We start from the raw sequence: 12,304 nt of genomic DNA on the forward strand, positions 1-12,304 counted from the left end.
CATGGTGAAACCATCCGGCCTGGTTGCTTTTATCCCGACGCGCCTCCCCGCCCCGATTGTCCGTTTGCTGTACGCCGGAAGAAGAGAGAGACTGGCGCACCGCGTCATGGACCCTAAGGCGCAGGCCTTCGGCCGTCTGTCGAGAGCTGTCCAGAGCGACCGTCCTCCGACGATCGGGGAAATCCGCAAACAGGCGCAGAAAATTATCGACGTTTTCGATGAGCCCGCGCCGCCGCTGCTCCGCAGGGAAGACATGACTGTAGCGGGCGCCGAAGGGCCCATACCGGCGCGGCTTTACAGCGACCACCCCCGGGAGGCAGGCCTCTTGCCGATCCTCGTATTCTATCATGGCGGCGGATGGATCCAGGGCAATTGTGATTCCCATGACGGCCTGTGCGCCAGGCTCGCCAAATGGTCCGGCTGCGTCGTCGTTTCAGTCGATTATCGGCTGGCGCCCGAGCACAAGTTTCCGGCCGGCGTGGAAGATGCGATCGCCGCCTATCGGTGGGTCCGGCATAATGCGGAAGGCCTTGGCGGCGATCCCGCCAAAGTCGGTGTCGGCGGCGACAGCGCTGGCGGCAACTTCGCCGCTGTCGTTTCCCAACAAGCGCTGGACCGGAACTTCCAGCCGCCCGAGTTGCAGCTTCTCATTTATCCGTCGCTCGATTCCAGCATGTCGACCCAATCCATGGAGGAACTGGAGAACGCCTACATCATCCCGCGCGACAGGGGCATGTGGATTGTCGATCTCTATCTCGAAAACAGAGGCGACATGCAGGATCCGCGCGCCTCGCCGGCCATACGGACGGATCTGACGGGCCTTGCGAAAGCGTGCATCGTAACGGCGGGTTTCGACCCCTTGCGCGACGAGGGCGCCGCCTATGCCGACAGGCTGCAGGCGGACGGGATCGATGTCCACCATCTGGTCTATGACGGACAGATTCACGGCTTTGTCAGTTTCAGCCGCGCAATTCCTGAAGGAATCGATTGCCAGCGCGCCATGTCAAACTGGCTGCAAACCGCCTGGTAAGCGATCAGGCGCCCGTCTTGCGCCTGTCGTCTTTCATATAGAGAAACGCAAGCAGCAGGATGACTGCGGATACGGCGGCGTTTCCCAGGAACACCACAGGAAAGCTTTTCGACATGGAAAACAGCGCGCTGCAATAGGCCACGCCGAACGTGCCGCCCAGAAGCTGCGCGCTCATGACGATTCCGCCGACCTGACCATGCTTTTCCGGAGGCGTCATCTTCATCGCGGCGCTCCTTGGCGGCGCGAATATGAAGGTCACGCCAACGCCCCAGCAAAGCAGGCCGGGAACAAGAAGCAAGTAACTGTCGCGATCCATCGTCAGGCCGATCCAGACAAGCCCCGCCGTCACGGCGACCAGCGCGAACAGCACCAGCGGCCGGGCGCCGAAGCGATCGGCCAGGCGGCCCGACGGTCCCGCCAGTATCGGCACCGGGCCGACAGCGAGAAGCAGCGCCAGTCCCGCCATGAAAGGGCTCATGTGCAAAACGTTCTGAAGGAACACAGCGCCGAAGACGATCATGGCCATCTTGCTGAACTGCGCCATGAAGATCACCAGATTGCACAGGGCGAACCCGGAATTGGCGAAGAGATCGATCTCGATCAGCGGCGCAAAGCTGCGCCGCTCAACCACAATGAACGTCGCCGCCATCAGCAAACCGATCGCAATGAACGAGAGGATCGACGGACTGAACCAGCCATGCGACGGCGCTTCCATCAGGGCGAAGGTCAGAACGCAAACGCATGTGACAAGACTGGCGAGTCCGATGATGTCAAACGGGCCCGTATTCAACCCTTTAGGCGTCTCGCGCCCGCCCGTGGCGACGATGCCCGCCACGAACACGACGACTGGAAGATTGATCCAGAAGATCCATCGCCAGGACAGAATATCGGTAAAAAATCCGCCGATGAGCGGGCCGAGCGCCAGGAAGGTCGTGCCGATCGCGCCGTAAATTCCAAGCGCTGTTCCTCTCTCTTCCGGCGGGAAAGGCATCGTGGCGAGCGCCATGGATAACGGGAAAATCGCCGCGGCGCCGATGCCCTGGATGGCGCGGGCCGCGATCAGCCAGGTTCCGTTCTCTGAAAATCCGCAGGCAAGCGACGACAGGGCGAACACTGCGAGGCTCGCCAGGAACAGCCTGCGATGGCCCAAAATATCGCCGAGCTTGCCGCCGGCGGCGGCCAGCGATGCGAAGACGAGCAAATAGGCGTTGATGGCCCAGTGCGACGCGCCTTCCGACATGACGAGGTCGCGGCGTATCGTCGGCAGCGCCACCCCGACCACTGTTTCGTCGAGAAGTATGATGCCGATGACGCCTCCCATCGCGGCGAGCATCCACCATTTCCGGCTGTCCGGTCTTCCGATTGAAGCCGCCATGAGAAGTTATTTCCCCGCGTCCCGTTTTTGCACTGGCGGTCCAGTCCCTGAATCCTAACTTTGGAGATATGAACAGGAGTTTGCAACAATGACTGAAAGTACAGCGCTCATTGTCGGCGTCGGCGACGGATTGTCGGCGTCTCTGGCCCGCCTGCTGCATGCGAACGGCTATCGTCTGACGCTGGCGGCGAGAAACACCGACAAGTTGGAAAAGCTCGCAGACGAAACGGAAGCTGAAACCATTGCCTGCAACGCAGCCGATGTCGACGATGTCCAACGGCTTTTTGCCTCGATCGGCGATCGACTTGACGTCGTGGTCTACAATCCGTCCGCCCGGGTTCGCGGTCCGATCGCGGAACTCGATCCGGAAGCTGTCAGAAACGCCATCGAAGTTACGGCGTTCGGCGCCTTTCTCGTCGGCCAGGCGGCTGCGCGACGGATGCTGGACCAGGACGGCGAAAACGGCGTGCGCGGCACGATCCTCTTCACTGGCGCTTCGGCTGGTGTGAAAGGATTTCCCAATTCCGCCTCTTTCGCCATGGGCAAGTTCGCCCAGCGCGGCCTGGCGCAGTCCATGGCGCGCGAACTCCATCCGCAGGGCGTCCATGTCTGTTGGGTCAACATAGATGGAGGAATCCGCAATCCGGGCAGGACCGAAGCGCCGGACAATCCTGATTCCATGCTCGATCCGGATGCGATCGCCGAGAGCTATTTGTCTATCATTCGGCAGCACCGATCGGCCTGGTCGAACGAACTCAGCCTGCGCCCCTGGGTCGAGCGCTTCTGATTCTTTAAGGGCAAGCTACTCGACGTAGAGTAACCGTAGGTGATCGATCGCATCATTGTCGAGACGCAGCACTTTCTCCGCATAGCTGTCGAACGATCCATAGGTCGCATCGACGGATTCGAAGGCTGCCTCCAGGTAGGCCTGATCGACCATCTCGATCGCCTTGCGCGCCTCATCGGGCAGATGATCGAGCAGGCCGGTGCCTTTCCAGTGGTCATTTGTCAGCAGATAGTCGTGCATGATGTCGTCCATATGCACGCCCAGCAAACGAAGTATGATGGCTGCGCTGAAGCCGGTCCTGTCCTTGCCCGCGGTGCAATGAAACAGCAACGGAGTCTCGTCATCCGCGAGAAGCCCGATCAGATTGCCGAACGCGCCGATCCGCCTCGAACCGAAGACGCGATAGATATCCACCATGACGTCGCGGGTTTTGACGCCTTCCGTCGCATTTGTTCCAAACAACGCTCCGGTATGGGCTTTCAATGTCGGCTCGATAGGCAACGGATGGATGCGTCCCACCACTCCGTCGATCGCCGAAGGCGCGCTCGCGCTTTCCGTCACGCCCCTGAAGTCGCATACAACGGCGATGCCGAGCGCCTTCAACTGCGCGCGTCCACGCTCCGTGACGCCGCTGAGCCTGGCGCTTCGATAGAGTTTCCCGCGCCGAATCCTGCCGCCTTCTGAAGTCGGCAGGCCACCGAGATCACGCAAATTGCTTGCGCCGTCCACCTCTATGATGCGTGTCGCCGTTGTCATCGTGTATTCCCCCTTGCGCGATTCTTCTCCAAGGCCTCCTCATAGGCCGCATTCAGCCGGTCCAGCACAGACGGTTTGCCGGTCTCGTCAGGTTTCGCATCGAGATGCAGAACCCGCAAGTCGTCCATGAACGCTTCCCATAGGTCCGGCCCGCCCTCCTCCAGCAATTGCGCCCTGACGCCGAGTTCCTCAGTCACCGGCAGGTGACGTCGTCCCCAGGCGCCGATCTGCGCCAGCACCGGAACCAGGTCGATCGCCGTTTCCGTCAGGCTGTAGATCGCTTTCTGCTTGTGGCTCGGATCGTCGCGTCTGGTGATCAGGCCGGTTTCGACCAGCCTCTTCAGCCGCGCCGCCAGAATATTCGAGGCGATGCCCTCTTCGGACTGGTTGAGAAGCTCGCGGAAATGCCGTCGGTTGCCGAACATCATGTCGCGAATGATGACGAGGCTCCAGCGATCGCCGAGAATCTCCATCGTCAGATTGATGGGACAGCCGGACCTGAATTCAGATTTCATATGGCGCCTCGTTCAAAACCGGTTGCAATATTAGATCAGTTATGGCACCTGGCAACCGATTTCAAAATGCAACCAGTGTACTTCATGCGGAGGAAGTCATGCGCAAGCTCATCGCCTGGAACCTCATGTCGCTGGACGGCTGTTTCGAGGGAAGCACACCCTGGGAGCTCGGTTTCCACGAAGATGTCTGGGGCGAGGAACTGGAGGCGTTCTGCCTTGAACAGGCGGAAGACACAGGCGCTCTGCTGTTCGGTCGCAAAACCTGGCAAGGCATGGCGGAGTACTGGAAGACGGAAAAGGGGCCGATCGCCGACTTCATGAATTCCGTGGAGAAGTTTGTCGCGTCCCGTACTCTGCATTCAGCTGACTGGAACAATAGCGCCTTGCTGGGAGCCGACATCACAGACGCGGTTCGCGAGCTCAAGCAAAGAAGTGGCAAGAACATCTATGTCTACGGCAGCGCAGACCTGTTGGCGACGCTCCTGCGCGATAATCTCGTCGACGAGATGCGTCTGTGCCTGGCGCCGGTCGTGCTCGGCTCCGGAACGCCGCTCTTCAAACCCGCAGACAACAAACGATCGATGACCCTGCTGGAAACCAGGCCCCTGAAGAAAAACGGGGTGATTCTGCGTTACGCGCTCTGAAAAAGGACGCGCAACAGGCTCAATCTTCCGCCAGCGCCGCGAGAATGCGAACCCAGGAGCGGATGCCCTTGTGGAAGCTCGAAAGGTCGTATTTTTCGTTGGGGCTGTGGATGCGGTTGTCGAACCGCGCGAAGCCCACCAGCAGGGAGTCGCATCCCAGTCGTTTCTTGAACTCGCCGATGATCGGGATAGAGCCGCCGGTTCCGGCGAGCGCCGCCTTCCGGCCCCACTCTTCGGTCAGCGCCCCGAGCGACTTGCGCAGGAAGGGGCTGTCCAGCGCCATGACCGTCGCCGGCGCCGCCGCGACATCGGTGAATGTCACGGAGCAATCGGTGGGGATGTTATTGCACACATGCGCCTTGAACGCGTCCCGCACCTTCTCCGGATCCTGCCCTTCGACCAGGCGGAACGAGATCTTGGCGTGCGCCTTCGCAGGGATCACCGTCTTGAAGCCATCGCCCATATAGCCGCCCCACAGGCCGTGGATTTCGCAGCTCGGCCGCGCCCAGACCTGCTCCAGCAAGGGAAAGTCGGTTTCTCCGGCCGGGATCGACAACCCGACATCACTGAGAAAACCTTCTTCGTCGAACGGAAGGCTTTGCCATTGCGCCCTCACCTCTTCGGGAAGCGGTCGCACTTCATCGTAGAAGCCGTCGATCGCGATGCTGCCGTCCGCGTGCCTCAAGCTGGCGATTACATCGCCCATCACCTGCAGGGCGTTGCGCGCAGCATTGCCGTATATGCCGGAGTGCAGGTCACGATCGGCGCAGGTGATTTCGATTTCCTGGCTCACCAGACCGCGCACCATGGTGATGATCGCCGGTGTGTCCCTGTCCCACATGTCCGTGTCGCAGACGAAGATCGCGTCGGCCGCCAGCTCGGCCGCCGTCTTGTCCAGAAACGGCATGAGGTTCGGGCTGCCGGCCTCTTCCTCGCCCTCGAAGAGTACGCTCACGCCAACCGGCAATTTTCCAGTCACGGCCTTCCATGCCCGGCAGGCTTCGACGAATGTCATGAGCTGACCCTTGTCGTCCGACGCGCCGCGGGCGACGATCGCCGTATCGCCGTTCGGCAACGGTTTCATCACAGGTTCGAAAGGATCGGTCTCCCACAGCGGCAGCGGGTCGACCGGCTGGACGTCGTAGTGGCCATAAAACAGGATATGCGGACCGCCGCTGGCGCGGTTATGACCGACCACCATCGGATGGCCGTCCGTATCGCGGACAGAGGCGTCGAAACCCAGGCCTTCTAGATCCCGCGCGAGCCAGTCGGCTGCATCGCGGCAGTCTTGCGCATGGACCGCTTCGGTGGACACGCTTTTGATGCGGATCAACTCGAACAACCGTTCGAGGCTGGCGGGAAGAGATTCGTCCACATGGGCAAGCACTGCGTCCAGTTCGGTCGTCATCGTCATGCCTCCACCGGCAGAATGCAGCATTGCTCGAAATGCGGCGCAAGCACCGCCGAGCCGCCCTGTTCCATCGGGTCGGACAGGGGGCCGTTGGCTACCAGATCGCCTGCTGTCGACTGGCATTGGTACTGGTAGGCGCGTCCGAGATAGGTTCTCAGACCCAGCGTCACCGGCAGTCCCTCGCCCGACCGGCGCACCGACAGGCCGTCGGCCCGCGCCGCCAGCACGAATTCATCGGGTATCGGCCCGAGACTGTCCTGGGACAGGGCAATCGAACTACCGCCCTCAACCTCGGCCGTCACCCGGTCTCCATCGCGCTCGCTCACCTTCATCGCAATGAGATTCTCGAATCCAACGAAGCGGGCGACAAAGGCGTTGGCCGGCCGCTGGTAAAGCACCTCCGGATGATCGAGTTGCATGATCTTGCCGGCGTTCATGATCGCCACACGGTCGGAGATGGAAAACGCCTCTTCCTGATCGTGCGTGACGTAGAGCGAGGTCGTGCCGTTCGCCCGCTGCAGCTTGCGGATTTCCACCCGCATGTCGATTCGCAGCTTGGCGTCGAGATTGGAAAGCGGCTCGTCGAACATCAGAAGCGGCGGTTCGATGACCAGCGCGCGGGCCAGCGCAACGCGCTGCTTCTGGCCGCCCGAGAGCGCCGCAGGCAAACGCTCCGCATAGGGCGACAGGCCGACGCGATCGAGCATTTCGGACGCCCGCTTTCTGCGCTCGCTCGATCCGACGCTGCGCTGCTTCAGCCCGAAGGCGACGTTCTCCAGCACGCTCAGATGCGGAAACAGGGCATAGTTCTGGAACACCAGGCCGATGTTTCTCGTATGGGCGGGCAGACGGGTGATATCCTTGTCGCCCAGCTTGATGCGGCCTTTCGTCGGTGGCAGGAAGCCGGCGACGAGGCGCAAGGTCGTCGTCTTGCCGCAGCCGCTGGAGCCGAGCAGCGAGACGAGTTCCCCGGCCTTCACCGAAAGCGACAGGTCTTTCAGCACTTCCGTGTGGCCGTAGTGGGCGGTGATGGATTCGATATCGAGAGAAACGGTCATCTACTTGGTCAGGAATGTCAGGCCGAGGGTCGCTTCGACGATCGCCATCACGGCGACCGTCACCAGCATGAGAAGCACGGAAACGGAGGCGATGGTCGGATCGAAGAACTGCTCCATGTGCGCGAGAATCTGGATCGGCAGGGTGGAAATGCCGGGCCCGGTCAGGAACAGGGACACCGATACGTCGTTGAGCGAGGTGATAAAGGCGAGAATAAAGGCGGCGATGACGCCGGCGCGTATGTTCGGCAGCACGATGGTGAAGAAGGTTTTCAGCGGCGGGCTGCCAAGGCTGATCGCCGCCTCTTCGATTGAGAAGTCGAAGGAAGCGAGGCTGGCGCTCACCACGCGCACCGAATAGGGCAGCACCAGCAGCGCGTGACCGATCAGAAGCGTAAGGAAAATCGGCGTTTCAAGGCCAACGGTCACCGACTTCATCAAGGAAAATCCGAACACGATTTCCGGCACGAGGATCGGCAGCACATAGACCGTCGAAAGCCAGGAAGGCAGTTCGATTCGGTAGCGGTTGAGCGCATAGGCCGCCGGAATGCCGACCAGCAGGGACAAGGCCGTGCCGGCAAAGGCAAGCTGAAAACTGGTGATCGCCGTCCTGCGAAACGCGCTCATCTCGAAGATGTTCTCGAACCAGCGCAGTGTGAGGCCACGCGGCGGAAAGGTCAGATAGGTGGTGTCGCTGAGCGCGGATCCGATGATGATGACCAGCGGCGCCAGCAGAAAGAAGAAGACGATCGAAGCGAATACAATCAGGGCCGGATGGATGCGATAGGTCATGACCTCACACCGCCATCGGGTTCAGGCGCCGGGCGATCCGGCTCATGATCAGCACGATGCCGATCGTCACGACCACCATGATCGTGGCGATGGTCGAAGCGCCCACCCAGTCGAACGTCACCATCGCGCGCTGATACAGGAAGGTGCCCATCATCATCTGCCGCTCGCCGCCGAGAAGCTGCGGCGTCGCATAGGACGTAAAGCTGCCGGTGAACACGAGAACGGCGCCGACGATCAGTCCGGGCATGGCGAGCGGAAATACCACCTGCCGGAAGGTCGCCGCCGGCGAAGCGCCGAGCGAAATCGACGCCTCGACGACATCGTTCGGAATGCCCTCGAGCACGCCGACCAGCGTCAGGATCATCAGCGGCACGAATAGATAGACCATGGCGATGATCACGGCGAATTCCGTATAGAGCATCGACAGAGGTTCCGCGATTGCACCGATCCAGATCAGAAAATCGTTCAGAATGCCGTTCTTGCCGAGGATGATCAGCCAGGCGAAGGATCGCACCACAACGCCGGTCAGCAGGGGAAAGACGGCGGCGATGATCGCGATGCTCTTCAACCGCCCCGGCATGCGGGCGATCACATAGGCGGTGATGAAACCGATCACCAGGGAGATGGCTGTGGTGATCAGCGCCACCTCGATGGTCCGCCAGAGCACAGTGCGCCGGAAGCCGCTCTTGAAGAAAGCGATATAGGGCGCGAATGGTCCGGCGGACTCGCCAAACGTCGTGGCGATGGTGCTCGCCACGGGGATGACCAGCAGCAGCAAAACCGCGAGGGTGGCGGGCAGCGCCAGGCTCCAGCTGCGGAAGTACTTCATCGGTCGATCACCCGGACGGTCTGCGTGACATGCGGCTCCCGAGGATCATCGGGAGCCGCAAGAGTTTTGCTTCAGGAACCGAATATCTCGTTCCAGCGGTCGATCCAGTCCGGCTTGGCGGCGTTCAGCTTGTCGTAATCGACACGGTTCAGACTGTCGATCATCTCTTTGCCATAGGTCCAGATCTTCGCCTGCTCCTCGGTCAGTTCAACATTCTTGTTGACCGGCGCGTCGACGCCCTGTTCGGCTTCCGTCTGCTGAATGTCCTTCGACAGAACGAAGTTGATGAATTCGAGCGCAAGATCGACATTCTCGGCGCCGGTCGGAATGTTGATCGTGTTGAGAGTGGCGATATCGCCGTCGCTCAGCGTCGCCCAGGTCATGCTGGGCACGGCCGCCGTCATCGAAGCCATGGTGAAGTCCTGCGCCACGGCGACAGTCGCCTCGCCGGTCGAGATCAGGTTCACCAGCTCCGAACCGGTGTTGTAGTTCTTCACGACATTCGGCTTGATTTCCTCGATCGCGACGAAGGCCTCGTCGGTCTGGGTGTAGGGGTCGACGCCGGCATGGGCCGCGGCGCGCAACACGACGATCGGACCGGCCGTAGTGGTGATTCCGGGCAGGCTGATCGTGCTCTTCAGGTCGTCGCGCCACAGATCGTTCCATGATCCGATCGGCGGATCGACCTTGTCGGCGTCATAGACAACGCCGATGCGGCCGATCGTGTAGGCCGGGCCGTAATTGCCCTGCGGCGCCTGCGCGAGTTCGTAGAGTTCCTCGACATTCGGGATTTTCGCGCGGTCGATTTCCTGAAACAGGCCTTCCTCGATGCCGATCTGCGAATAGCTGTCGGTCAGGAAGATCACGTCCACGCCCTTGCCGCCGCGGATCTTCAGCTTGTTCAGCCGGTCGGCGTTGTTGCCGGTCTCGAACACAACTTCGCAATCGCACATCTTCTTGAAAGGCTCGATGATATTGGCGTTGAGTTTTTCGCCGTTATAGCCCCACCAGGATATGGTGAAGGTCTTGTCCTGGGCGATCGCAGCCTGGCTTCCCAGGGCCAGCGCGCCAAGAGCGACGGCGGCTTTCATCCATGTTTTCATGGTCATTTTCATTCCCTTCTGTTGCATGTTTCGAATGAGCGCGACTTTTAAGCGACCGTAATTCCTGCCTGTTTTTTTAGCAATACTAAAAGACGGTCATCGTGGTTCTACGAGTGAATTGTCCTCTTAGAAAACCACCGGATGAGTCTCGCCGGTGGCCACATTGACCAGACCCTGCGGCGCATGATCGCTCGGCGCCACGAGCACCCAGCGCCAGGGGGCGCAGGTCAGCGTCGCGAACGCCAGCCGCTCGGGAAATCCCGGTCCCCAGCGCGGGTGAAAGGTCGGTTCGTACATCCAGTCGACCTTTTCGCCCTCCGCGTAGAGCGCCTGCATGTCGGCGTCGAGTTCTTCCGCCGTCCGGCTGCTCATCAACCCGGCGACCTCGTAGCGCACAGTCGCCGCCACTTCGCCTTCCCGAACCAGCGCCCATCCGCCGTCCATCTCCGCAATCGCGTTGACGGCCGCCGCCATCGCCTCGTCGGACGATCCGGCGCACCAGATGTTGTGCTTGTCATGGGCCATGGAGCAGGCAAGCGCCGTGTCAGGCGTGCGCGGACCGCAGCCGAGCCAGAACATTTTCGACACCGCCGCCTTTCCGGAGAACCGGTCTACGATGGCGAATTTGGTGATGTTGCGGCTTTCGTCGCGCTGGACGAGACCATTATCGACCGGAAGATCGAAGGTCAGGAAATCATCAGTCCAGTGAAACGGCCGAAGCACCGCCGCCTTCATCGTGTCGCGGCCGGGTTCAGCCCTGACGTGAAAGTCCCCTGCCGTTACGGCCCGGCCGATATTCACGGTCTTTGTCGCCCAGTCCGGCCAGTCGATCTGCGGGATTTGGGGAAGATAGGTCTTGCCTTCCGACACCGGCTTTCCATCGGCCCAGACCTTTTCTACCGCAAAGGACTGCATATCGGACACCAGCACGATATCGGCGTAGCGCCCAGACGCGATCGATCCAACCCAGGGCGTCAGCCGCATGTGGCGGGCCGGATTGATGGTCACGCATTGCACTGCGATTTCAGGCGCGAGACCAGCCTCGATTGCCATCCGGACATTGTGATCCGTCGCGCCGAGCTTCAGCGTGTCGGAGGCGCTGCGATCGTCTGTCGTAAGCGCAATCTGCGACCAGTCCTGAAGCCCCTTTTCCAGCAGCCCGGCAATGACCTCCGGCAGGCTGTGGATCCTGAGTTCCATGAACAGACCATGCGTCAGCTTTTCCCAGAATTCCTCGACGGTCCACGCCTCGTGATCGGAGGATAGTCCGGCCGCCGCAAAGGCGTTGATGGTCGCAACATCCCGGATGCCAGCCGCGTGGCCCTCCACGACGCCCCGTCGCTCGAACGTGGCGCGGATCATGCCCCAGAGCCGGTCGTAAGACGGATTGTCGGGATTCCAGACAGACGGCCAGTCCATCACCTCGTCGAGGCCCGCCGTCATCAGGCTCTGCTGCATGAAGCGGTTCTGCTCCTCGTAACCGAACCAGCCGCCGCCGTGTTCGTAGCCGGTTGGCGGCACCGCGGAGCCCGGCAACGGAAAGATTTTCAGGGGCGAGCCCGCAGCCCTTGCCGTCAGCCAGAAATCGAGGGTTTTCGCGCCATTCACATTGGAAAACTCATGGCTCGCCTCGCAAGTCCAGGTGTTGCCGCGCGGCAGCACCAGCGCCGCCTCGTATTCCGGCGTCAGGTGCGAACTCTCGATGTGCTTGTGGATTTCGCCAAGCCCCGGCACGGCGGAAAACTCGGGCTCGTGCACCCGGCGCTCCACTTCGCCGGGATAACTGCCCGCATCGCCCACAAAGGCGATCCGCCTGCCCTTGATGATGATCTCCTGGTCCTGCCTCCAGGTTCTCGTCGCGACATCCAGAAGCCGGCCCACGCGCAGCGCCGTGTCTGCCGACCGCTTTCCGAGCGCGGTGAGCGTCAGGTCCTGTCGGATGGCGATTTCGGTCTCTGCGTCAAGTTCGACGTCGAACGTTGTATTGGTGGTCATGGCGCTAAATGG

General features: G+C 61.2%; 12 protein-coding genes. 3 read left to right on the top strand and 9 right to left on the bottom strand.

Annotated elements, in window-relative coordinates:
- Position 1: 1 nt before the first annotated feature.
- Positions 2–1,030, top strand: a complete 1,029-nt coding sequence (locus AAFN47_RS07085; RefSeq protein WP_499808505.1) for an alpha/beta hydrolase — start codon at positions 2–4, stop codon at positions 1,028–1,030.
- Between the two features lie 4 nt (positions 1,031–1,034).
- On the opposite strand, the gene AAFN47_RS07090 is transcribed toward AAFN47_RS07085, so the two are convergent.
- Positions 1,035–2,405, bottom strand: coding sequence for a DHA2 family efflux MFS transporter permease subunit (locus AAFN47_RS07090; RefSeq protein ID WP_499808506.1), 1,371 nt, complete (start codon positions 2,403–2,405; stop codon positions 1,035–1,037).
- 88 nt (positions 2,406–2,493) lie between these two features.
- Here AAFN47_RS07090 and AAFN47_RS07095 point away from each other — a divergent pair, with 88 nt between their 5' ends.
- Entirely contained in the window at positions 2,494–3,192 is a 699-nt protein-coding gene (locus AAFN47_RS07095) for an SDR family NAD(P)-dependent oxidoreductase (protein WP_499808507.1), read from the top strand.
- Positions 3,193–3,207: 15 nt separating this feature from the next.
- On the opposite strand, the gene AAFN47_RS07100 is transcribed toward AAFN47_RS07095, so the two are convergent.
- Together AAFN47_RS07100 and AAFN47_RS07105 are read right to left on the bottom strand one after the other, a co-directional pair.
- A complete protein-coding gene (locus tag AAFN47_RS07100; RefSeq protein ID WP_499808508.1) occupies positions 3,208–3,948 on the bottom strand; it encodes a tyrosine-protein phosphatase in 741 nt (246 codons plus the stop codon).
- Entirely contained in the window at positions 3,945–4,463 is a 519-nt protein-coding gene (locus AAFN47_RS07105) for a winged helix-turn-helix transcriptional regulator (protein WP_499808509.1), read from the bottom strand. The genes AAFN47_RS07100 and AAFN47_RS07105 overlap by 4 nt, the downstream gene beginning before the upstream one ends.
- A 98-nt stretch (positions 4,464–4,561) precedes the next feature.
- Between AAFN47_RS07105 and AAFN47_RS07110 the strand changes: the two genes are divergently transcribed.
- The gene (locus AAFN47_RS07110) at positions 4,562–5,107 is read left to right on the top strand and encodes a dihydrofolate reductase family protein (RefSeq protein ID WP_499808510.1); all 546 of its coding nucleotides are present in this window, start codon (positions 4,562–4,564) and stop codon (positions 5,105–5,107) included.
- 19 nt (positions 5,108–5,126) lie between these two features.
- Here the strand turns inward: AAFN47_RS07110 and AAFN47_RS07115 are convergent, their stop codons facing one another.
- The 6 genes from AAFN47_RS07115 to AAFN47_RS07140 all read right to left on the bottom strand — a co-directional run bounded on the left by AAFN47_RS07115 (position 5,127) and on the right by AAFN47_RS07140 (position 12,292).
- The gene (locus AAFN47_RS07115; RefSeq protein WP_499808511.1) at positions 5,127–6,515 is read right to left on the bottom strand and encodes a dipeptidase; all 1,389 of its coding nucleotides are present in this window, start codon (positions 6,513–6,515) and stop codon (positions 5,127–5,129) included.
- 2 nt (positions 6,516–6,517) lie between these two features.
- Positions 6,518–7,576: an ABC transporter ATP-binding protein gene (locus AAFN47_RS07120; RefSeq protein ID WP_499808512.1), complete on the bottom strand. Its 1,059-nt coding sequence runs from the start codon at positions 7,574–7,576 to the stop codon at positions 6,518–6,520.
- Positions 7,577–8,365 carry an ABC transporter permease gene (locus AAFN47_RS07125; protein WP_499808513.1) on the bottom strand — a complete coding sequence of 263 codons (789 nt, stop codon included), beginning with the start codon at positions 8,363–8,365 and terminating at the stop codon, positions 7,577–7,579.
- 4 nt (positions 8,366–8,369) lie between these two features.
- Positions 8,370–9,194, bottom strand: a complete 825-nt coding sequence (locus AAFN47_RS07130) for an ABC transporter permease (RefSeq protein WP_499808514.1) — start codon at positions 9,192–9,194, stop codon at positions 8,370–8,372.
- A gap of 71 nt (positions 9,195–9,265) precedes the next feature.
- Complete coding sequence (locus AAFN47_RS07135; RefSeq protein ID WP_499808695.1) at positions 9,266–10,297, bottom strand: ABC transporter substrate-binding protein; 1,032 nt, start codon at positions 10,295–10,297, stop codon at positions 9,266–9,268.
- Between the two features lie 126 nt (positions 10,298–10,423).
- Positions 10,424–12,292: an adenine deaminase gene (locus tag AAFN47_RS07140; protein WP_499808515.1), complete on the bottom strand. Its 1,869-nt coding sequence runs from the start codon at positions 12,290–12,292 to the stop codon at positions 10,424–10,426.
- Positions 12,293–12,304: the final 12 nt, after the last annotated feature.

This window comes from Hoeflea sp. CAU 1731, assembly GCF_039888615.1.
Lineage (GTDB): Bacteria > Pseudomonadota > Alphaproteobacteria > Rhizobiales > Rhizobiaceae > Flavimaribacter.